This is a genomic window from Rhodococcus sp. NPDC056743 (assembly GCF_042790355.1).
Taxonomy (GTDB): Bacteria; Actinomycetota; Actinomycetes; order Mycobacteriales; family Mycobacteriaceae; genus Rhodococcus_F.
The window spans coordinates 143889-165135 of record NZ_JBHTZI010000014.1 but is presented as its reverse complement, the minus strand read 5'-3'; the positions used below and the strand labels follow the sequence as shown (position 1 = coordinate 165135).

Below are 21247 nucleotides of genomic sequence, written 5' to 3'. Positions count from 1 at the left end.
CGTCGGTATCGACAACATCACCTGGGAAGGTGACTACCCGCACTCGGATTCGAACTGGCCGAACAGTCGCAAAAAGGTACACGACGCGATGATCGACGTACCCGACGACGAGGTCGAGAAGATGGTCGAAACCAATGCCCGTGCACTACTGCACTTCCCGCGCACCTAACCCCATCCTGACTGAGAGGGATCTCAAGACCGTGATCACACGTTCAGTTTTACGTACCGGTGTAGCAATTGCCGCACTGAGCTTGGTGCTCTCTGCCTGTGGCGGTGCAAGTTCCGATGACTCGACGCCGGCGTTGGGAGGCTCGATCGGGGCTGCAGTCGAAGACGCCGATTCAAACGGCAACCTCCGTGTCGGTCATACGGTGCCGACTCCAGCGTTGAATCCCCACAAGATGCCGTCAGCTCCTGCAGCGTACCCATATTTGACTCCGGTGTACGACAGGCTCACGCAGATGGTTGACAAGGAAGGATCGCTCGCTATTGCCCCAATGGTTGCGACTGAGTGGGACTTCTCCGAAGACGGCCGCGAGGTCGTCTTCACCCTGCGTGACGGGGTCACGTTCACCGATGGGGCGGTTCTCGACGCGGCTGCAGTCAAATCGACGTTGGATCATGCGAAGACTGCGGCGGGATCGACTGTTGCGACGACCTTTTCGATGATCGATTCGGTGGAAGTAGTCGATGCCAAGCGGGTGAAGGTCATCGCGAACCGACCCGCTGCCGACCTGCCGTACGTCCTTGCGGGTGTGGAAGCTTCACTGATCAGCCCGAAGGCCCTCGACAATCCGGATCTGGATGTCAATCCGGTGGGCTCGGGTCCGTATGTCGCGACCTCGGTCAAAGTGGGAGACTCCGCAACATACGAGCGTCGGGAAGGGTACTGGGATCCTGCGGCGCAGTTGTCGAAGACGATCACGATCACAGGCATTGTTGACGACAACGCCCGTTTGAATGCCCTGCGATCCGGTCAGATAGACCTGATGATCTCCAAGATCGGACAGTATCCGCAGTCGTCCTCTCTTGGCACCGGCTACGGATTCTTCTCGTACCCTCCTGCGCAGCTCTACACCATGACGATGAATACCGATAGCCCGGAATTCTCGGATGTCCGCGTCCGTCAAGCGCTGAACTTTGCGATCGATCGGGAGGGAATCAATTCGTCCTTGCTCAGTGGTCAGTGCCAGGTTGCGGGGCAACCGATCGTCGAGGGCACGGATGGGCACCTCTCGGATCCGCCATTTGATTACACCTACGATCCCGACCGGGCGCGTGCTTTGCTCGAAGAAGCCGGGGTTAACGGGTTGACGTTCAACACGCTCCTAGGCGCAGGACTATCACCACAGGACGAGATAGCGGCCGCACTGCAGGCGCAGTTCGCGGACATTGGTGTCACGATGAGCGCCAAGCCGGTAGATCTGGTCGATATGACTGCGAAGTTCGCGGCAAAGGCCGAACCGGCGCTCGTGAACGTGCGGGTGGGCGATCCGAGTTCCGCGCAGTTCCTCAACCGCAACTACACGGTTCCCAGACTATTTCCCGGAACACTGCCAGTCGAGTTCAGGGAGTCTTTGGTGCCGGCCTTCGATCCCAACGTGTCGGACGCTGAGCGCACCGCTGCTCTGGAAGCGACATCAGCTGTTGTGGTCGAGAATGCATTCGATGTTTTTCTCTGCGCTGTCAGTACCCAGTTTGCGTTCTCGGACAACGTAATTGGTGCAGCCAATATGGGTGTCTCGCATTACACTGGGGTGATGGACCTGCGCTACGTCGGTATAGCGAAATAAGTCGGCTTCGATAAACGACAGGCAATCCACTGTGTCATGAGGTTGTGTCGCGCGAATTTCGATGCGGCACAATCTCAGCCGGCATCGCCAGGCTTGTCGAGTGCAGTTCGATGTATGCCACCGTCGGTCTGCTGTTTCTTCCGGATGTTCATGGATCCGCCCCTGAATAGCGCCAGCGCAATCGGAGCACCACCAAGGCGATAGGACCTTCGGAATTGTTCTCCGGGAATAGGTTCGGGAACCACGCCCACGAGCGCTGCTGGAAGGGTTCGGCCCGCTTCGGTGTAGGCCGTCGATCTCGATGTGCACGGGTGCGAGGGTACGGAAGTGGCGGTATTGCGCGACAAGGCGGTTCGCGTATGCGGTTCGTCAATCTATAACTAAGTTGTCATCTATATAGAAGTTCACTTATTTGTACTGTATGTTGTGAGTCACGTTACCTCTGCTGTTTTGATACGTCTGGACTGCATGGCTGAGCCATCGTCCTTTGCCTGGTCCGAGGAGATCCTGTTCATGGCGACTGATCTACCGTTGTTGCTGCCCGACGAGGCGGATGACGATGTCCTGCGGATCGAGAATCTCTCGGTCGAATTTCCTACCGATCATGGATGGACCCGCGTCGTCGATGACGTGTCGTTGCGAGTGCCGGCTGGAGCTGCGGTCGGTCTGGTCGGAGAATCTGGATCCGGAAAAACTGTAACTTCCTTGGCTGCAATGGGATTACTGCCATCTCGCGGTTGCCGGGTGTCCGGATCGATCCGAGTCGCGGGCAGGGAAATTGTCGGACTGACAGAGCGGGAACTGTCGGACATTCGCGGTATCGACATGTCGATGGTCTTCCAGGAACCCAGGCGTAGCCTGTCTCCGGCATTTACAGTCGGCGACCAGATCGCCGAGGTGGTACGTCGGCACGAAGGCGTGTCGAAGAAGGACTCGTTTGCTCGCGCCGTCGAGATGCTCGATGCAGTAGGAATTCCTGATGCGCATCGCCGTGCCAAGTCCTACCCGCACGAATTCTCGGGTGGCATGTGTCAGCGCGTAATGCTGGCAATCGCGATGGTATGTCGGCCTAAGCTGTTGATAGCAGATGAGCCCACGACAGCGCTGGACGTGACGGTGCAGCGGGAGATGTTGCGATTGATGAAGGATCTGCAACATGAGTACGACGTGTCAATTCTGTTTATCACCCACGACTTGGGAGTCGTCGCTGAGATGTGCGACAGCGTGGCTGTGATGTATGCAGGCCAGGTTGTCGAATCCACTTTGATCGACGATCTTTTCGACGACCCCCGTCATCCTTACTCGGAAGGATTGCTTGCAGCGATTCCGGACCCAAGCGTCAAAGGTACGCGTCTGTCCTCGATTCCCGGGGCGGTGCCCGCTCCGTGGGACTGGCCACAAACATGTCGGTTCCAGACTCGCTGCAGTCACGCAGAGGCAGGCCTGTGTGACTCGGAACCGATCACGCTGGAGAGCATTGCTCCCGGGCGATCAGTTCGTTGTGTGCGCGACGGCCAGCTTGAGCTGAGAGGAATAGCCGGATGACGCCGTTGTTGGAAGTGACGGGATTGCACAAGTCTTACCCGGCCAAGCGGAATCTTCTGGGCCGTGTGACCGAGAGGTCCATTGTGACCAACGATGTGAGCTTCACAGTTGCGCGTGGTGAAACGCTCGGCATCGTCGGGGAGTCCGGTGCAGGAAAATCCACAATCGGACGTCAGGTTCTTCGCCTGATCGAGCCCGATGCCGGTACGATCCGGTTCGACGGACAGGATGTGCGTAGGTTCAAAGGTAAGGAATTGTTGGCCTTTCGGCAACGTGCTCAGATGATCTTTCAGGATCCGTTCAGCTCGCTCGACCCTCATATGACGATTCGCAACGCCGTTGGGGAGCCTTTATCAATTCACTTCGGAATCGCTGGGGCAGAGCGTGATCGCCGCGTAGTGGAGATTCTGCAGCGAGTGGGTATGCGTGAAGACCAACTCGACAAGTATCCGCGCGAATTCTCTGGAGGTCAGCTTCAGCGGATTGCTATCGCTCGCGCGCTCACGCTTGATCCCGACTTCATAGTGTGCGACGAACCTGTGGCTGCACTTGATGTTTCGATTCAAGCTCAGGTTTTGAACCTTCTGCTCGATCTCCAGGTGGAGCGAGGGTTGTCATATATTTTTATTTCGCATGATCTCTCGCTCGTGAGGTTTCTCGCCCACCGCGTCATGGTTATGTACCGGGGCGAGGTTGTCGAATCCGGCACCGCAGAGGAATTGTTCGAGAATCCGCAGCACCCGTACACCAAGACGCTGGTCTCAGCCGCTCCGGACCCGAGGTCCCGACGTCGCAGCGGCTCTGTTCCCACGCTGGAGGCATGATGGTCAACTTGCTCACCAAACGCCTACTCTCGGCGATTCCTCTGCTGTTGTTTCTGAGCTTCTTTGTCTACGTGCTGGTCGACTTCATGCCGGGTGATGCGGCAGCGGGCCTTGCCGGTGACAATGCAACCCAGGACGAGATTGCCTCTGTGCGAGAACAACTGGGTCTTGATCGGCCGCTGCTGCTTCGGTATATCGAGTGGCTTGGCCATATCATGACCGGTGATTTCGGTACGTCGCTCTACAGTTCGCAATCCGTCGCCCAAATTCTCGCAGATCGAATACCGATCACTCTGTCATTGACTGTGGTGACAATGGTGATCGTGATCCTGGTCGGTCTTCCGCTCGGTATCATTGCTGCGATGCGCGCAAACTCCCTGCTTGATCGGGCGCTGACAGCAGTCTCCTCTATCGCAATGGCGGTGCCACCCTTCATCATCGGCCTGGTCCTGGTTATCACCTTGGCTATCTCCGCACAGGTCTTTCCGGCGACCGGATACGCCCCGCTCAGTGACGGGTTTGGGCTGTGGCTTCAGCATCTGATTCTTCCTGCTCTCGCCATCGCTGCAATCTCCACTGCCGAGGTTGCGCGCCAGACTCGTGCCGCGATGGTCGACACGCTTGCCAAGGACTTCATCCGAACGACCCGGGCCAAGGGTTTGCGGTCCAAGCAGATTGTGCTGAAGCACGCACTCAAGGTTGCCGGTGTCCCAATCGTGACCGTCCTGGGCCTGCAAGTCAGTCGGGTATTCGCCGGTGCGGTGACAGTCGAGTTCGTATTCGCTCTACCCGGGCTTGGAACTCTCGCCGTCAACTCTGTCTTCAGCCGGGACATTCCAGTGATCCTTGGCATCGTCATGGTCATGGCGGTTGCGATCGTCATTATCAATCTGATCGTCGATATGGCCTATGGCTACTTCAACCCGCGGGTCCGGGTCTGACCCGGTCGGCTTTCGAAAGGTAATTCTCATGAGCGACACCACAATTGTCACGGGTCTGGAGAAGTCGGTAGCGGTGGCACCCCCTTCCAGTCGCGGTCGTTTTGTGCACACGCTACGGACCTCCCGGCCACTTCGGTTGTTGCGCAGGAACATACCGGCCCTGGTCTCTTTGGTATTCTTGATGCTGGTGTTGTTGCTCGCGGTTTTCGGGTCCGTGATTGCGCCACACGACCCGAGTTCTCAGAATCTGAGTAACAGCTTGGCGGGGATGTCCGGTGAACACTGGCTCGGCACCGATGTCTACGGTCGTGACGTACTCAGCCGATTGCTCGCCTCCGCCAGTGTCACGATGCTCGCGGTAGTCCAGGCTGTGGGTGTGGCGGCGCTGATAGGTATTCCGACGGGACTGTTCGCCGGGTTGGTAGGCGGATGGGCTGGAGGACTGATCAGTCGTATCTCTGACGCGTTGCAGTCTCTGCCTCCTTTGATTCTTGCCATCGCTATCATTGGAATCTTCGGTCCCGGTCTGACCAATGCGATGTTGGCGATCGGACTGGTCATGGCGCCGTCGCTGTACCGATTGTCGCGCGGTGCTGCGGAATCGGTGGCGACCGAAACGTATATCGAGGCAGCTCGCGCACTAGGCTGCGGCAAAGGTCGTCTGCTGTGGAGCCATGTGTTGCCTAATGCGGCTTCGCCGCTGTTGGTTCAGCTTTCGTTCTCGGCGGGAGTCGCAATTGTCGCCGAAGCAAGTCTGAGTTTTCTCGGACTCGGTGTTCAGCCGCCACAGACTTCCTGGGGTTCGATGGTGCGTGAGGCGTTCGACAATGTCTACACAGCTCCGGAGTTGATTGCTGCACCGGCGATCATGATTGTCCTGACGGTTCTGGCATTCTCAACGTTCGGCGACGGTTTGCGCGACGCACTCGAAGGTTCGGCCTCAACGTCGAAGCGTGACTGAGTACCGACCACGTGGTTCCAGAGTCTCTATGTAGGTAGAAGTTTCGAGGCCATCGTCAGATCCTCGTGATGGCCTCGAAACTTGTTTCCATGCATGTAGTGTGAATCAGAGTCTGTATCGGAGAAGTTAGTATCAGCTCGGTAGGTTCGCCGGTATCCAGTACGCGTCACGCTTTTCCATGAATGCTTGCATGCCCTCACGTGGCTCTGGCGAGGTTTCGAGTGCGCCGAACATGGTTTCGTAGTCGAACGATCCGTAGCGCTCGTTAAGCATTCGTTTGACTTGAGCTCGAGCCACAGGGGCAGTCTGCAGGACCTCGCGGGCGGCCTCGAGAGCTGCGGTTCGGAGACTCTCATGCGGCACAACCCGAGAAATGACGCCAAGCCGAAGTGCTTCTGCCGCATCGAACTTACGCGCGGAAAACATCAAGTCGCGCGCTGCGGCAATTCCGATGTGGGCCGGTAACACGGCAGCGAAGGTCGCGTCCGGTATACCGCGTAGAAGTTCGGGAACACGGAACGTGGCCCTATCGCTCGCGACAGCAATGTCCGACATCATCGCGATCAGAAGTCCGCCGGCCTGGCAGATTCCGTTGACTGCGGAGATGACGGGTGCGCGACTGTCGCGAATAGTCAGGAAGGGCACTATATCGATACTCGAAAGTCCCTCCGGCAATGCGTCTCCTGGATCTGATCGCCTTCCCAGATCTCCTCCGGGTGCGAACACGTCGTCAACTCCCGTGATGATCAATGCAGACAGATCCGGGTCGGAATTTACGAGACGGACTGCTCGCTTCAGTCCGTAGTACATCGCGGAGGTCAACGCGTTTCTGGCAGCCGGACGGTCGATGATGCACCATCCGATTGAACCCTCGCGTTCAAACCGTAAACCATTGGCACCAAGGGTATTTGACATATTCGGAGCGTATCGCATTCGCTATGTCTTGACCAGTAGCCGCGAACAATCCCGCGATGCGATTGGAGCACTGCGGTTCGAAAAGGCGCGTGCATTCGTAGTCGACTCAACGTCGCAGCGTGTCTTTGATCAGCGAACCGACACGGCGTGTTCCAGCTGGTGTGGTACCACCACCAGTCGACCGGACAGTCTGGGCTGTAGTACGACAATGCATCAGTACGACAATGCATCGATTCCCATACCGTAATTCCTGTCCAGCAGAGAATTTGGTGGCTGCCCGTTGTCCGTCTGCGTTTAGCCAACCGAATCGTGGATGACTGGTCGACGAGACGTTCCGGCTAGCGGAATGAGGATCGCACTCGGGTCTGCAAAAAGAGATACAGTCGGCCTGTCGGGACGAAACCTGGCACAGTTCAGGCAGATACACCTCTGGGAAGTTCGGCTACCCAGAGGCTCGTTTCAGATTGACCTGAAGGGTTTGAATCGCTCAGTTTCTTCGATTTCGACGAATATGTGTGACAAAATCGAACGACAGTACCGGAATGTACGATCGACATACCCAGTGTGTGACGATGATTCGATTCAGGACTACTTGCAACTCGACCGCTGCATTGGGTCGTTGTCAGCCTGGCTCTGCCCTTTCGGAATGAATATCAGCTGATTCTGCCCCTCGGAAACGAACATGGAGAACGCATGACAGTCGACGACCTGGAAACCGATCCCCTCGCCCCGTGGCTCCGTAAGATCAAGGACCAGCACGATTCATCCCGACACGTGGACGGTGTGCAGTGCCGCGGCTCTGTGGACCTCATCGATGAACCGGCCCGACTACGCGGCGTCTCCACAGTCAGATTCGGCAAAGCCATCTCCCTCGAACGTGAGGTGGAAACCCGCCCCGGGCGTCTGGCCGATGGTCGAGCTGTGGCGGAACTCGAGGCAGCGCAGTGGGAAAAGCTGGGGCTTGCCGAGATGCCGACCGGTCACGGATCAGTAGAACTGGATGTGCAGGTCGGCGTCCGCGGTATGCGCTCGGCCCATGGCGGTGACGTGATCAAGTACGACGCCCATGGAGTTCACAACACACACATGGACGGTTTGGCGCACATCGGTGCCGAGGGGTCGTGGCACGGACCGATCCCCGCCGAGGCATCCCTGACCGACGAGGACACCATGGTGGCGTGGGCGAACCACGGTATCGCCACGCGTGGTGTAGTCCTCGATGTTGCCGGAGCGCGAGGGGTTGAGTGGATCGATGCCGAACACCCCGTTACCGCCGAGGATCTGGACGCAGCGCTCGCGGCGACAGGGGTCACCCTCGAGCCTGGCGATGCGCTGATCATCTACCAGGGGCGCGATCGCTATGAGGCGGCCGGAAATATCTACCCGAGCGGCGCCGCCGCAGTGGCGCGCCCAGGTATCGGTGAGGACGGTGCAGTTTGGATCGCATCGAAAGATCCAGGCTTGGTGCTGTGGGACTTCCACGATGCCCGGAACAACCCGGCCGGTTCTCTCGAAGTGCACAACCTGATCTATGCCATCGGTCTGTGCCTTGTGGACAATTGCCTACTCGGTCCAGCCGTGTCCGCGTTGAAACAGACGAATACTTCGACAGGCCTTGTCGTCGCGGCCCCGACTGCGATCCACCGCTCGACGGGTGTCCTGATCAATCCGTTGTTCCTTTACTGACCTCTCGAGGAAGGTTGTCGGTGTTCGGATGCAGTGGCACCGTCTTTCGAGGATTGTGCTTCCGATAGTCCGAAATCTGCCGAGCTCATGATGCAAGTTGGCAAATCTGCTCGGCGCCGCACTGATTCGAATCAACCCAAGCTGTAACAAGGAGTGTGCTGTGACGATTTCCGCGATTCTGGACCTGCGACTCAAGAAAGAGAGTCTTGCTACCGCCCGCGAAGTAGTGGGACGAATCTTGACTGAAACCCGTGCTTTCGAAGGTTGCGAAGGTGTCGACGTATTGATCGATGCCGACGACGAAACGCATTGGCTGTGTTGCGAGAAATGGTCTACTGCCGAGGCAGATGCCGCATACCGCGAATGGCGCGCCGGCCCAGGCATGATCAAGGATTTGGGACCGCTTCTCGCAGGGGCGCCCGGTCTGGCCAAGTACGCACTCGACCCCGCGATCTGACTATTTGTTTGTCCAGATGGGGCGTGTCCTTCGTGCACAGTGTCGAAGAGCATGCCCCATTTCTTGGTCCTTGACGAATACTTTCGGGTAGGAGCCTCAGTCTTGTTCGGCCCGAATCGTTTTGTCAGTTATCTCGATCTTTCAGGAGTGTCATTGTGTCCCTTGTGACTGAAGCCATCAACGTATCCAAGGTCGAGCTGACCGACGAAGAAATCTTTGCCGCTCACGTCGGTGGCAAACTGTCGGTCGAGACCACCGCGCCGCTCGATACGCAGCGCGCCCTGTCGATCGCGTACACGCCGGGTGTGGCTCAGGTGAGCCGCGCTATCGCTGCGGACGAGACTCTTGCCGACCGTTACACGTGGACCAACCGACTCGTTGTCGTTGTCAGTGACGGCACAGCGGTTCTCGGTCTGGGCGATATCGGACCCCGCGCGTCGCTGCCCGTCATGGAGGGCAAGTCCGCACTGTTCAAGAACTTCGCCGGACTCAATTCCATCCCGCTGGTGCTCGACACCACCGATCCCGACGAGATCGTCGAGACCTTGATCCGCCTGCGTCCGAGCTTCGGCGCGGTCAACCTCGAGGACATCTCGGCGCCGCGTTGCTTCGAGATCGAAAAGCGTGTCATCGAGGCACTGGACTGCCCGGTCATGCACGACGATCAGCACGGCACCGCGATCGTGGTTCTCGCTGCACTCAAGGGCGCTGTGAAGGTGCAGAGCCGCGACATCACCACGCTCAAGGTTGTCATCTCCGGCGCCGGTGCTGCGGGTGTCGCGTGTGCGAACATCCTGCTCGCCGCGGGTATCAGTGATGTCGTCGTGCTGGACTCGAAGGGCATCATTTCCAGCGAGCGCGGCGATCTCAACGACATCAAGGCCGAGTTGGCGGCGCGCACCAACCCGCGCAGCATTCACGGTGGTGCTGTCGAGGCGCTGGCCGGGGCGGATGTCTTCCTCGGTGTCTCGGCGGGCAAGATCCCCGAGGAGCTCATCGCGTCGATGGCTCCGGAGTCGATCGTGTTTGCGCTCTCGAACCCGGACCCGGAGATTCACCCCGATACCGCGTCGAAGTACGCGGCGATCGTGGCGACGGGTCGTAGTGATTTTCCGAACCAGATCAACAATGTGCTTGCCTTCCCCGGTGTGTTCAAGGGTGCGCTCGACGCCGGTGCCCGTCGGATCACCGAAGGTATGAAGCTCGCTGCTGCCGAGGCAATCCTGTCGGTGGTCGGCGACGAGTTGGCCGCGGACAAGATCGTCCCCAGTCCTCTCGACCCTCGCGTGGCGACCGCTGTTGCGGAAGCCGTCGCGGCCGCAGCGCATGCTGAGGGCGTGACCAGCTAAGAGAGACTGAAGAGTAGCCGGAACCCGTCGCTTGAAGACACACCGGATTCACGCAGATTGTTGTGGGAGAGTTCTTCTCAACGCGGCCAATGGATCTGAATCGTCGCGCCGGCCGCGGGGGCCGGCGCTCTCGGGATTCACGAAACGGCCTTCATCGGAGCGGGTCCATTCGCGTACGGCCCAGCGTTCCTTGATCGCCCAACGCCCGTTTCGGCGCTCCATGTGGTCGATGAAGCGTGCGCCGCTGGTGAAGTTGATCATCCCGACGCCTTCGGGGCCGCCCCAGTGCGTAGACATCGAGTAGGCCTCGCTGATCGCGTGATCACCGTGCAGTTCGACGAGGTGGTTGCCGATGTGATGCATGGTGCCGCCGATGGCGGAGAGCTTCGGCTTCACCCAGGCAATGTACTCGTCGATGTTGCCGTCGAATCCGGTGTGATGATCGATGGCGTCGGGGTGATAGGCGCTACGAACGAGATCGAAGTCGAGCCGATCGATGCCACGGGCATACGTCATGACAACTTCGCGAATAGCCTGCTTGTCCAACAGATCCTGTAGCGATTGCTCCATTTCAGGCCTCCCTCACGCTGATCATCCAGTCGAGCAGTTCCGGTAATTCCTCGGCGGCGCAGTCGAATACGACCGGCCGGAAGACGACAACGGAGGCGCCACGATCAGACCAGTCGTGAGCTTTCTCGGCAGTGGCTTCGAGGTCGACGCTTCCGTTGTCGCGACGAACCGGTGAAGCGGATACCTGCACGCGAGCGGTATCCGGATCGCGATCATGTGCTTCGAATGTGTTGCGCAGCAGTGCAACACTGTCCGTGAAGGTGGCCAAGTCGGCGGGATTGACGGTCCAGCCGTCGGCGACGCGTGCGACACGGTCGAAGTTCCGCTGGCTGGGCCCGAACCCGAACAGGACGGGAACACGCTCTTGGGTGGAGAGCGGAATGCTGTGATAGTTCTCGAAGGCGAAGTCGCGCCCCTTGAAGGTGGCGGGTGCCTGCGTCCAGAGCTCGCGGCACGCCGCGACGGTTTCCTCCATGCGCCCGAACCTGGCGTCGAAAGGCATGTTCGTGGCGGTGTATTCGGCTTCCTGCCAGCCGACTCCGAAGCCCATGGTCACCCGTCCGTCCGACAGCGCGTCGAGGGTGGCGACCTGTTTGGCGAGCAGTGCCGGTGGGCGAACCGTTGCGATCAGAACAGACACTCCGAGGCGAGCGCGTTCGGTGACTGCAGCGATGGACGAGAGCAGTGAAATCGGCTCGTACCAAGGATGATCGAGTGGAAACAGGAAGTTGTGTTCGCTGACGCGCTGCGCATGGGCATCGGCATTGAACCCGAGGTGATCGCCCGTGCAGATCAAGTCGACCCCGACGCGATCGGCGGCAGCGGCAAAATCGAGGACCGGTCTGATCTTTCCCTCGAACAATGCTTCGAGGCCCAATACGTTGACACCGATTTCCATGCGGAGAAGTCCTTTTCGACGATCTACGGGAACGACAGGCGAGTTTCAGCTCTGCGGCAGCTGGCACTCGTCGACGACGAATTGGATGATCTTGGTCTGATCGATGAAGTTGGCTTCGTCGGCTCGGATGCGGTTGCCGACCTCTGGTCGAGCGTGAGTGGCCAGCATGTCGGCGTACCCGTCCTTGTCCTGGAACCACATTTCGGTGATGACATCAAATGTCGGGTCGGGGGTTTCCGCGGTGCGCAGAACCTGAGTGAGATCGGGGAAGTTCCGGCGGTATTCGATGATCTGCGGGAAGGTTTCGGTAATCAGCGGGGCATGGTTGTTCTCGTAGTAGTCGATGAACTCTTCCCTCGAGAGTCCAGGCTTACGAGTGAGTAATGCGATTGCTTTGAACATCGTTCGTCTTCCCGTAGAAGGTGCTGCGAGGTGTATTCAGAGTGATCGGTTGGCGTGAGCTGACAACTCGCCCATGCTGTCCATGCAGAGAAGCCGTGAGCTGAACTGCCACGATCCGTCAACGCAGGTAAATCGATCGAAATAGCGACCCGATAGAATCGGTTGCAGGGCAAAATCTTCGGTGCCCTGTATGACCGTGATGTAAGACAGCGCCGCGGCCACGTTCCCGTCGACCGACACGCGGGTATTGGTCAACAGGTGCTTCGTTTTCGGGGTCGGGGGAGTGCCGTACATCCGGATGAAGCCGGTGCACGCCGCAAACACAGCGTCGGCGTCGGACGAAATGACAGTGGTGGCAACGCCGTCGGGTCCGCACTGGCCGTAATCGGAATGCGCGAATAGTGCTGCTACTTCACGCAACCTGCCCTGATCGATCAGGTGCGTGTATTCGCAGAGCAAGTCACGGATCGCCGACTCGGCGACGATCCGTGACAGCTCTTCGGTCATACCGTGATCTCGCGGCGAACCATCTTTCCGGTTGCGTTGCGGGGCAACAGATCACTGGTGATGCGCCACTTCGACGGCACCTTGAAGTAGGACAGGCGCTCGGCAGCGTATTCCCGGAGTTCTTCTTCTGTGGTGGTCGAGCCGGGACGCAGGACGACGACGGCTGACACTTCCTGGCCGAGGTCCGCGTGAGGTGTACCGATGACGGCGCACTCGATCACGTTGGGGTGCTCGTCGAGGGTCTGCTCGATCTCGGTGGGGTAGACGTTTTCTCCGCCACGCAGGATGAGGTCGGAACGGCGGCCGGTCAGACGGAGTCGACCGTTCTCGATGACACCGAAATCGCCTGTGCGGAGCCAACGTCCGGAAGAAATTGCCGAAGCGGTAGCCTCTTCGTTTTCCCAGTATCCGAGCATGACGAACGGGCTGCGTACACAGACCTCGCCCTCGATGCCGTCGGGGAGCCACTCACCGAAGGGGTCACGGATTTCCATGGACACGGTGATGATCGGGCGTCCGAGAGTGCCGGGGAATTCTTCGAGTTCGGCTCCCACGGCGACGGCGATGGCCGTGCTGCACTCGGTGAGACCGTAGCTGTCGACGAGGGCGTTGCGCGCGAACGGCACCTGCTCCTTGAGACGCTCCTTGAACGCCGGTGACGACGGTGCGGATGCCAGCGAGAAAGCAGTCAGCGACGAAACGTCGTACTTGCCGATGTTGCCGTGCTCGAGCAACCGCGACGCCATGGTGGGAACGGCGCCCCAGTTCGTGATTCGTTCGCGCTCGACCAGGCCGAGCACCTTGTCCACGTCGAAGCTGCCTTCGGTCATGACCACGGCGCTGCCAGTTGCCAGGCGCGGGATGACCAGGTTGTGGAGGCTCGCGATGTGGAACAGGGGAGACGTCAGCAGGTAGCGCAGCGGGCTGGGCTTGGAACCGTCGTACTCGCGTCCCGTGAATGCAGCGCCGATAGCGTCGCTGTACTTGTGGTAATCGACAACAGCCATCACGTTGCGGTGTGAGTGCAGCGCGCCCTTGGGCCGGCCGCTGGTGCCACTGGTGAACAGGATGACAGCCGGATCGTCCTCGTCGATGTCCACGGCGGGCACATCGGCGCCGGCGTATTCGGCGATGAGCGCGGGCAGATCCTCTTCCATGGTCAGAACCGTGACGTCTGACGGCAACTCAGGAAGCGCTGCGCCGCGCTTCGCGTCGACCACCAGCACCTTCGGGCTCGACAGCTCGATGCCGTGTGACACCTCGCGAGGAACCCACCAGCCGTTGAGGCCGACAGCGATGGCACCGAGCGCCTGCGCCGCGAAGAAGGTCATGACCCATTCAGGGGTGTTGGCCGCGAGGATTCCCACCCGATCGCCCTTGCGGACGCCGAACTTGTCACGCAGAGCCGTCGCGAGCGCGGCTACGGCGTCGGCGTGCTCCGTGAACGAGATACGACGGTTACTGGTGACCAGGTAGTCGCCGTCGCCCCAGGCCCGAGACGCGGAGATGAGCTCACCGATGGCATGTCCGCGATTCTTCATCACGGGCATGACGGTGCCGAGAACCTCTTCTTCGACGATCTCGAACGGCCCACCGGGACCGGTGAGGCGCGAGACCGCCTGGTCCAGGAGCAACTGCGGATCTGCGGGGGCAGTCATGGATTGGCCTTTCGTATTGTGGCGCTTTTCACGTCACAAAATGTCACGGGACAATCTTATCTGTGGGGCGGTTACCACTGAGCGAGACTGAGCGCGTTGCTCCCATATCGCGCAGTTAGCGTTCCGAAAGAATCGCAGCCGAAGGAATGAGCGTGAGCGCACACGAATTCCTTCCCCTCTCGAGTAGGACACAGGATCACGATGACGAACACCGCCACCGAAGCACCGACGAGTAGTTCCGTTGCCACTCCGCAGCGTGAGGACGTCGCACAGATGTTGATCGATCGTGTGGGCGATCAGCATCTGGGTCTGCGGACGCGCACTCAGGACTGGACGTGGGACGAAGTTGTCCATGAAAGTGCTGCCCGCGGTTCGTACGCCAAGTCGCTTCGCGCACCTGGTCCCTTCCACATCGGTGTTCTCCTCGAGAACGAGCCCGAGTTCCTGTTCTGGCTCGGCGGCGCCGCGCTGACGGGTGCCACGATCGTCGGCATCAACCCGACTCGCCGTGGAGCCGAGCTCGAAGCCGAGGTTCGATACGTCGATTGCCAGATGATCGTCACGGACAAGGCCGGCCACGAGAAGCTCGCGGGTCTCGACCTCGGTCTGACCGAAGACCGCTTCATCCTCGTCGACGACGCGTCGTACGCCGAAACTGTTGCTGCGCATCGCGTCGAGACGCCACAGATCGACCTGGGTGTCGACGCGTCGACACTCTTCCTTCTCCTCTTTACCTCCGGAACAACCGGTATGTCGAAGGCTGTGCGATGCAGCCAGGGACGTCTGACCCGGTTGGCGTATGCAAACTGCGCAAAGTACGACATCGATCGCGACGACGTCTGCTACTGCTGCATGCCGCTCTTCCACGGCAACGCACTGATGGCGCTGTGGGCTCCCGCGCTGTCACAGGGCGCTACTGTCTGCCTCGTCCGTAAGTTCACGGCCTCGGGTTTCATGCCGGACGTTCGGTACTACGGCGCAACGTATTTCACGTACGTCGGGAAGGCGCTCGGCTACCTGATGGCGACGCCGGAAAAGTCCGACGACATCGAGAACACCCTCACGCACGGTTTTGGCACCGAAGCGTCGCCGGGTGACAAAGCCGAGTTCATTCGCCGCTTCGGCGCACAGCTTTTCGAGGGTTACGGCTCGAGTGAGGGGGCCGGTTCGGTGGTCCTCGATCCGAATCAGCCTGCGGGAGCGCTGGGACGTCCGGCCAACGAGAACATCGTCATCGTCAATCCCGACACGAAGGAAGAGCGTCCCCGCGCGATCCTGGACGAGCACGGTCACGTACTCAACTCGGACGAGTCCATCGGCGAAATGGTCGACAAGGCAGGTTCGCAGAAGTTCGAGGGCTATTACAAGAACGAAGACGCCATGGCGGAGAAGATCCGTGACGGCTGGTACTGGACAGGCGATCTCGGTTACGTCGACGAAGCAGGATTCATCTACTTCGCCGGACGCAAGGGCGACTGGATCCGCGTGGACGGTGAGAACACGTCGGCTCTGATGATCGAGCACATCCTGCGCCGCCACCCCAAGGTGATCGCAACCGGTGTGTTTGCCGTTCCGGACCCGCGCTCGGGAGATCAGGTCATGGCGGGCATCGAGGTTGCGGATCTGACAGACTTCGACCCGGTCGAGTTTGCCGCTTACCTTGCCGCACAGGCAGATTTGGGAACCAAGTCGGCGCCGCGCTTCATTCGCGTGTCAACCAACCTGCCCGTCACAGGTTCCAACAAGGTGCTCAAGCGTGACCTTCAGGTCGATCGCTGGCGCAGCGATGAGCCCGTGTACCACTGGGTGGGTCGCGGCGCTCCCGAGTACACGCTGATGACAGAAGCCGACATCGAAAGCCTCGAGAAGGAGTTCGAGACTCACGGCCGTTCGAGGTTCCTGTGAACCGAGTAGCGCTGGTAACCGGCGCTTCTCGCGGTATCGGCCGCGAGTGCGCGCTGGCGTTTGCGCGCGCCGGGTTCGACGTCGCGATCACCGCCCGCACTGTCCGTGAAGGTGAAGGCCGCGCGGCACCGCGAACGCGCGACGGCGAGCAGGTTATCCCGGTTACCGGAAGCCTCGAGACGACAGTGGCCGAAATCGAGGCCTGCGGCGTGCGGGCATTGGCGGTTCCGATGGATCTGCTCGATCGGGCATCGGTTGTTGCGGCCGGGGAGCAGGTCCTGCGCGAGTGGGGCCGGGTGGATGTGCTGGTCAACAACGCCTACGCACAGACAGTCGGCAACATGGACCGGATTCTCGACATCGAGATCGACGATGCGCAGGCGATGGTTATCGGAAACTATCTCCACCAACTCGCGTTGGTCCAGGTGGTCCTGCCGTCGATGGTGAAGAGCGGCAACGGTGTTGTCATCGGCCTCGCATCCGGTTCGGCTACCATGGACCCACCGGCGCCTCCTGGTGAAGGCGGCTGGGGCTTGTCGTACGCCGCGTCGAAGGCCGGCTTCGGACGCATCGCCGGTGCGATCAACGCGGAGTACCGCGGCGCCGGAATCAAGGCATTCAATCTGAGTCCGGGGTTTGTGATCACGGAATCAGGTAAGGCTCGCGGCGGCTCGGACGCGATCGTGGACGCAGGATTTGCAGCCACACCGGCGTCGGTTCCGGCCGCGGCCGCAGTCTGGCTGGCAACCGATCCCGACGCCGACCGATTTCTCGGCCGGGTTGTCGACGGTCCGAAATTGATGGCGACGCTTCAGAAGACGGAGTGAAGCTCGGCGGCGTCGAACCGGTGGCACTCGGAACGTGGTGGTGATCCGGGCTGCGGCCTGACGAACCGAGAGCAAATTCGTAGCACCCCACAGCACTCGATCGCGGTGTTAGCATCCGATGGTGCTTGGGTGAACAGCTCGGGCACGGGCATTTTTTGCTGTCCTATGTCAGCGAAAATGCAAGTACAGCAACCCGCTTCACATTATTTTCACATAAGGAGTTTCACATGGGATCGATCTCGGATCTTCTCGCTCAGAGCCAGTCACTGGCTGCACTCAAGTACCTCCTCGGTGTGCTCGGTGGAGCGTTCGGTAGCTGATAGCGCGCCCGGACTGCGGTGACTCTCGGTAGTCGCCACCGCACTTCACACTGCGCTCTATCCGAGCGCGATCAACTTTTCTTTGCGGGCCGTTCCTTCGGCCTGGTCAATCATGGAGGCACACAATGGGTTCCCTTTCCACAATTCTGATGATCCCGGTCGGCAGTGCAGACCTCGTTCTCAAGGGCGTGTTCGAGTCGCTCACGAACACCGTGAACAGCCTCGTCGTTGTTTTCGGTGGTCTGAGCTAGTTCCGCATCGGAATTCACCTGCAGAAGGTCCGCGTGCCAGTGGCGCGCGGACCTTCTCGCGTTTGAGGTTACGGCCGTGCGCTCGTGTCGTAGGCGTACACCGAGACCCAATCGAGCATCAGGTTCCCGTTGCTGGTTCCGGTGCCCTTTGTCTCGGTCTGCAATTGCCAGCGCATCGGCGTCGACGGAACCCATGAGGTGCTTTCCAGCACTACCTGGTCGTCGAGTAGATATTTGATCCGGCCGGGCGACCACTCGATCGTGTATGTGTGCCAGTCGGTGAACCGTGCTCCGATATCTGTCGCGAGTTCCTGGCATCCGCCCACGCACGATCCCTCACCGGAGTAGTGATGGAAGCCGCCGGCGGTGCCTGCCAAGCCGCCTTCGGGAAAGTCGAATTCACCGTCGCGTGGCCACACCTCGGACTGAGGCCATAACAACCAGGCGACGTAATACTCATTGAGGTTTGGATTATCGACCTTGAATCTGGCTGAATAACGGCCGTAGGTCTGATTTTGATTTTGGCCGTTGATGACGGGTGACGGGCTTGCTCCTGCTGGTTGTCCGTTGACATTGTGCAGATTGAAATTGAGCACGCCATTCTTGACGCTGAGAACTTGATCGGAGCGATACGGTCGCTTCTGGTACGTATCGAGATAGCAAGACGGGTAGGCTCGCCACTTTTGTCCTTGCGCACCGGTATAGACGATCTTGTTGGGATCGCAAGTACTTGCCCAGGTTCCCAGCGCAGCATCTTTGGTGAAGTCGTCGTAGAAGATCTGACGCCATCCGTTGAGATTGCCGACCGGTACCGAAACCCCGGACGGAGACGGCGGCGTCACGACGGCACCTGTGTAAGACCAATTCTGGGCCGGCGTCCCATCGCATACCTGAACCACAGCGGGATTGCCGTTTGCGTTGATGCCGCCGCGATTCTCGACGCAGAGTCCGTTGACCTGGCTTCGAACCGTGCCTCCTGGCCCGGAAGTCCATCGTTGGAATGTCGCGCCGGTGCAATTCGATATGACCAGGGCGGTCCCTGCCACGAGGGAACCACCTTGCGGGCCCAGGCATTTTGTCTGTACGCGAATAGTTCCATCGCTTTCAGTGCTCCAGATCTGCGCAGCACTGCCGTTGCAGTCGTAGATCTGCACCGGGTTACCGTCCGACGTCACGCCCCACTTGTTCTCCAGGCATCGCCCGTTTGGTGTCTTGACCGCGCCGATCACTGTGGCATCCGCGGTGGGCGGTGAAAACACCAGCATTCCCATCGACATGACAATGACTGCGATGAGATAACAAACGGTCTGTTTCGAATGCCGATTCTTTGTTGACGATTCCCCCGAAATGTACGAAAACACAGTCTCTCTCATTGTGATTCCATTCTTTTGTGCGGCGAGAACCAAGCCTTTTCGGAAACAATTCCGAAAAGGCTTTGACGGCCGAAATGCTACACAAAAGATTCGGGTCTATTTGCACCTTTCGAGAAGGTTGGAATAGTGCAAATATTGACGAAGTTCGCTGGTGAGTGATGCTCCCCGGTTGCTGCCGGAGTCAGTCGAGTGAAGGAGCGTCCGTCGCTTCTGCATCGAGGATCATTTCGCCATTCGTGGATTCTTCCGGGAAGACGAATTTGCGCATCGCCCACCAACGGAAAGCCGTTGCCAGCAGGGTTCCGATGATGGATCCACTGATGAAGTCGGCGAAGTTCTCCATCAACACGGAGACATTGGGCTGGCGGAGGTCGAAAACGTAGCTCGAAATCCAGAGCGGCACCTGGTTGATGGCCAAGCCGATACCGGCGACGATGAAGAACAGAGCCGCTTCGTGGTGGCGCTGGCGCCCGCCACGCTCTGCGAACGACCATTCACGGTTCAAGACGTACGACAGGACTGTCGCAACCAGGACTGCGATGATGTTGGCGGTAACCGGATGTTGCGGCAGAACGGTCCACTTGATACCGAAGAACAGCACGGTGGTGACGATGAAGGCGATGCCGCCGACCACCAGAAACTTGAGCATCTCCGCGTGTGGCAGAACCCGCACGAGAATCTTCTCAGGAAGCCAATTGACCAGTTTTCCTACAAACGCCATTGGTCGAGGCTAACCGGGTTGGTGCCGTTGAGCATAAAAATCGCTCGCGCCGAAGCGTTCGGAAAGTCAGAAACCATATCCCATTACCGCGGGGCGCGTGGTATCGAAAGCAATGTCGATGTCCCGTATCTCCTGAGGGGTCGAGGCCTGCACACGGCCTGCTGCCGCGAAGATTCGGGCCTGATGCGAACCCAGGTAGATGCTGGACAAGACATCGGACGGCATCGTGATTCTGGCGTCGGCGTCCGTAGGCCGGCAGGTGGCCTTTCCACCACGGATGCTGAGCGCGAATGTGCCTCCCGCGTCGAGGAACGGATCTTCGATCTTGATGACGGTGTCGAGGTCAGCGGCATATTCTCGAGCTTCGAGCGCCGCTGGAACGTCCATGATCCGTATCCACAGACGGTCGGATCGACGCGTTGTCCGGACCGAGCGGTAGTCCGTCAGCATCAATCGCAGCGGATCATCAGGATGCTGCTCGGCCTCGATACGGGTCACCAGATCGAGTCCGCACATCGTCCGCCACAACGCGGCATACGCGTCGACATCGATCGCAACGAACTCGGCGATATCGACGACGCTGTCGGAGCCGTCGCGTCGGTGCCGGTAGGAAACGTAGCCGTCGGGATGTGTCAGAAAGAACAGTCCGGACGCGCCGGCTCGATGGTCCGACGGGTCGGCAAAAGTGAAATCCCAATGCGCCTGGGGACGCCTTTGAGCGCCGGGAGTGACGAGGCGCCAGCGGTCGTAGATTGCCGGCAGCAGCGTGGCTGCGGTCTGCGCGTCGGTGATCCGCACACCGCTGCCGGTCGGAGCTTCGCGGCGGAAATCGGCAGAACGTCGATCGATCGTGATGCTCTCACTGACGGTTGCGGGGCCGTAACCGAACCGGTTGTAAATGCGCGCATCGCTGGCCGTCAGAGCCACCAGGGGAGCGCCGGTCGACGCGATGTGTTGGTGCAGCCGGACGAACATCGAGCGCAGGATCCCGCGGCGACGGTGCGTCGGGGCGACGGATACCCAGGTGATTCCCCGAGTCGGCAGCTGATGCCCGCCGGGAACGGTGAATTCCATGTCGAACTCGATGGCCAGCCCGACCACTTGATCACCCTCGGTCGCGACAACGATGTCTTCGGGGCGGTAGAGCGTGCGGGTGAGTGTTTTGTCGGCTGTCGACGGGTGGAATCCGAACCCCGTGGAGTCGAGCAACTGGATTGCCGGCCAATCGGCTTCAGTGGCAGTTCGGATGGTGATCTGGTTGTCGGGGCTCACGCTCATTGATGCTGGCACAGATTCCGCGGTGACGCACGTATAGCGCGAGCAGACGTTTCACCGGCGATTCTC

21 protein-coding genes are annotated in these 21247 nt (G+C 59.6%); 12 read left to right on the top strand and 9 right to left on the bottom strand.

All coding sequences use genetic code 11. The features are described 5' to 3' along the window. The 6 genes from ACFRFQ_RS28675 to ACFRFQ_RS28650 form a co-directional block, all read left to right on the top strand. The coding region (locus ACFRFQ_RS28675) for an amidohydrolase family protein (protein ID WP_378665002.1) at window positions 1–169 on the top strand (169 nt) is incomplete at its 5' end. 292 nt (window positions 170–461) lie between these two features. Next, entirely contained in the window at window positions 462–1793 is a 1332-nt protein-coding gene (locus ACFRFQ_RS28670; protein WP_378664993.1) for an ABC transporter substrate-binding protein, read from the top strand. Window positions 1794–2306: 513 nt separating this feature from the next. Continuing rightward, window positions 2307–3338, top strand: a complete 1032-nt coding sequence (locus ACFRFQ_RS28665) for an ABC transporter ATP-binding protein (RefSeq protein ID WP_378664992.1) — start codon at window positions 2307–2309, stop codon at window positions 3336–3338. Continuing rightward, window positions 3335–4162, top strand: coding sequence for an ABC transporter ATP-binding protein (locus tag ACFRFQ_RS28660; RefSeq protein WP_378664991.1), 828 nt, complete (start codon window positions 3335–3337; stop codon window positions 4160–4162). Before ACFRFQ_RS28665 ends, ACFRFQ_RS28660 begins: the two co-directional genes overlap by 4 nt. Beyond that, window positions 4159–5103 carry an ABC transporter permease gene (locus ACFRFQ_RS28655; RefSeq protein WP_378664990.1) on the top strand — a complete coding sequence of 315 codons (945 nt, stop codon included), beginning with the start codon at window positions 4159–4161 and terminating at the stop codon, window positions 5101–5103. The genes ACFRFQ_RS28660 and ACFRFQ_RS28655 overlap by 4 nt, the downstream gene beginning before the upstream one ends. A 28-nt stretch (window positions 5104–5131) precedes the next feature. Continuing rightward, on the top strand, window positions 5132–6064 hold the full coding sequence (locus ACFRFQ_RS28650; protein ID WP_378664989.1) for an ABC transporter permease: 933 nt from the start codon (window positions 5132–5134) through the stop codon (window positions 6062–6064). A 132-nt stretch (window positions 6065–6196) separates the two neighbouring features. On the opposite strand, the gene ACFRFQ_RS28645 is transcribed toward ACFRFQ_RS28650, so the two are convergent. Continuing rightward, window positions 6197–6979 (bottom strand): enoyl-CoA hydratase/isomerase family protein, encoded by a 783-nt coding sequence (locus ACFRFQ_RS28645; protein ID WP_378664988.1) that lies wholly within the window; start codon window positions 6977–6979, stop codon window positions 6197–6199. Between the two features lie 693 nt (window positions 6980–7672). On the opposite strand from ACFRFQ_RS28645, the gene ACFRFQ_RS28640 reads away from it, so the two are divergent. From ACFRFQ_RS28640 to ACFRFQ_RS28630, 3 genes are all read left to right on the top strand, one after another. Beyond that, window positions 7673–8665, top strand: a complete 993-nt coding sequence (locus tag ACFRFQ_RS28640; protein ID WP_378664987.1) for a cyclase family protein — start codon at window positions 7673–7675, stop codon at window positions 8663–8665. 160 nt (window positions 8666–8825) lie between these two features. Continuing rightward, a complete protein-coding gene (locus ACFRFQ_RS28635) occupies window positions 8826–9122 on the top strand; it encodes a putative quinol monooxygenase (RefSeq protein ID WP_378664986.1) in 297 nt (98 codons plus the stop codon). A 155-nt stretch (window positions 9123–9277) separates the two neighbouring features. After that, window positions 9278–10471 carry an NADP-dependent malic enzyme gene (locus ACFRFQ_RS28630; RefSeq protein ID WP_378664985.1) on the top strand — a complete coding sequence of 398 codons (1194 nt, stop codon included), beginning with the start codon at window positions 9278–9280 and terminating at the stop codon, window positions 10469–10471. A 48-nt stretch (window positions 10472–10519) separates the two neighbouring features. Here ACFRFQ_RS28630 and ACFRFQ_RS28625 read toward each other — a convergent pair whose 3' ends face one another. Genes ACFRFQ_RS28625 through ACFRFQ_RS28605 form a run of 5 tightly spaced genes read right to left on the bottom strand, consistent with a single transcriptional unit; the run spans window position 10520 to window position 14506 of the window. Further along, the gene (locus tag ACFRFQ_RS28625; protein WP_378664984.1) at window positions 10520–11041 is read right to left on the bottom strand and encodes a nuclear transport factor 2 family protein; all 522 of its coding nucleotides are present in this window, start codon (window positions 11039–11041) and stop codon (window positions 10520–10522) included. Window position 11042: 1 nt separating this feature from the next. Next, a complete protein-coding gene (locus tag ACFRFQ_RS28620) occupies window positions 11043–11939 on the bottom strand; it encodes a TIGR03619 family F420-dependent LLM class oxidoreductase (protein ID WP_378664983.1) in 897 nt (298 codons plus the stop codon). Window positions 11940–11984: 45 nt separating this feature from the next. Further along, window positions 11985–12341, bottom strand: a complete 357-nt coding sequence (locus ACFRFQ_RS28615) for an EthD domain-containing protein (protein WP_378664982.1) — start codon at window positions 12339–12341, stop codon at window positions 11985–11987. 36 nt (window positions 12342–12377) lie between these two features. Further along, the gene (locus tag ACFRFQ_RS28610; protein ID WP_378664981.1) at window positions 12378–12848 is read right to left on the bottom strand and encodes a nuclear transport factor 2 family protein; all 471 of its coding nucleotides are present in this window, start codon (window positions 12846–12848) and stop codon (window positions 12378–12380) included. Beyond that, the gene (locus ACFRFQ_RS28605; RefSeq protein ID WP_378664980.1) at window positions 12845–14506 is read right to left on the bottom strand and encodes a class I adenylate-forming enzyme family protein; all 1662 of its coding nucleotides are present in this window, start codon (window positions 14504–14506) and stop codon (window positions 12845–12847) included. The genes ACFRFQ_RS28610 and ACFRFQ_RS28605 overlap by 4 nt, the downstream gene beginning before the upstream one ends. A 273-nt stretch (window positions 14507–14779) precedes the next feature. On the opposite strand from ACFRFQ_RS28605, the gene ACFRFQ_RS28600 reads away from it, so the two are divergent. The 3 genes from ACFRFQ_RS28600 (at window position 14780) to ACFRFQ_RS28590 (ending at window position 17809) form a co-directional block, all read left to right on the top strand. Then, on the top strand, window positions 14780–16411 hold the full coding sequence (locus ACFRFQ_RS28600; RefSeq protein WP_378665001.1) for an AMP-binding protein: 1632 nt from the start codon (window positions 14780–14782) through the stop codon (window positions 16409–16411). Further along, window positions 16408–17238, top strand: a complete 831-nt coding sequence (locus ACFRFQ_RS28595) for an SDR family oxidoreductase (protein ID WP_378664979.1) — start codon at window positions 16408–16410, stop codon at window positions 17236–17238. Before ACFRFQ_RS28600 ends, ACFRFQ_RS28595 begins: the two co-directional genes overlap by 4 nt. Before the next feature lie 445 nt (window positions 17239–17683). Then, on the top strand, window positions 17684–17809 hold the full coding sequence (locus ACFRFQ_RS28590) for a hypothetical protein (protein ID WP_255285241.1): 126 nt from the start codon (window positions 17684–17686) through the stop codon (window positions 17807–17809). Between the two features lie 68 nt (window positions 17810–17877). Here the strand turns inward: ACFRFQ_RS28590 and ACFRFQ_RS28585 are convergent, their stop codons facing one another. The 3 genes from ACFRFQ_RS28585 to ACFRFQ_RS28575 form a co-directional block, all read right to left on the bottom strand. Beyond that, window positions 17878–19080, bottom strand: a complete 1203-nt coding sequence (locus tag ACFRFQ_RS28585; RefSeq protein ID WP_378664978.1) for a ricin-type beta-trefoil lectin domain protein — start codon at window positions 19078–19080, stop codon at window positions 17878–17880. 283 nt (window positions 19081–19363) lie between these two features. Continuing rightward, window positions 19364–19903 carry a GtrA family protein gene (locus ACFRFQ_RS28580; protein ID WP_138870431.1) on the bottom strand — a complete coding sequence of 180 codons (540 nt, stop codon included), beginning with the start codon at window positions 19901–19903 and terminating at the stop codon, window positions 19364–19366. Between the two features lie 66 nt (window positions 19904–19969). Next, window positions 19970–21181: an enhanced intracellular survival protein Eis gene (locus ACFRFQ_RS28575; RefSeq protein ID WP_378664977.1), complete on the bottom strand. Its 1212-nt coding sequence runs from the start codon at window positions 21179–21181 to the stop codon at window positions 19970–19972. Window positions 21182–21247: the final 66 nt, after the last annotated feature.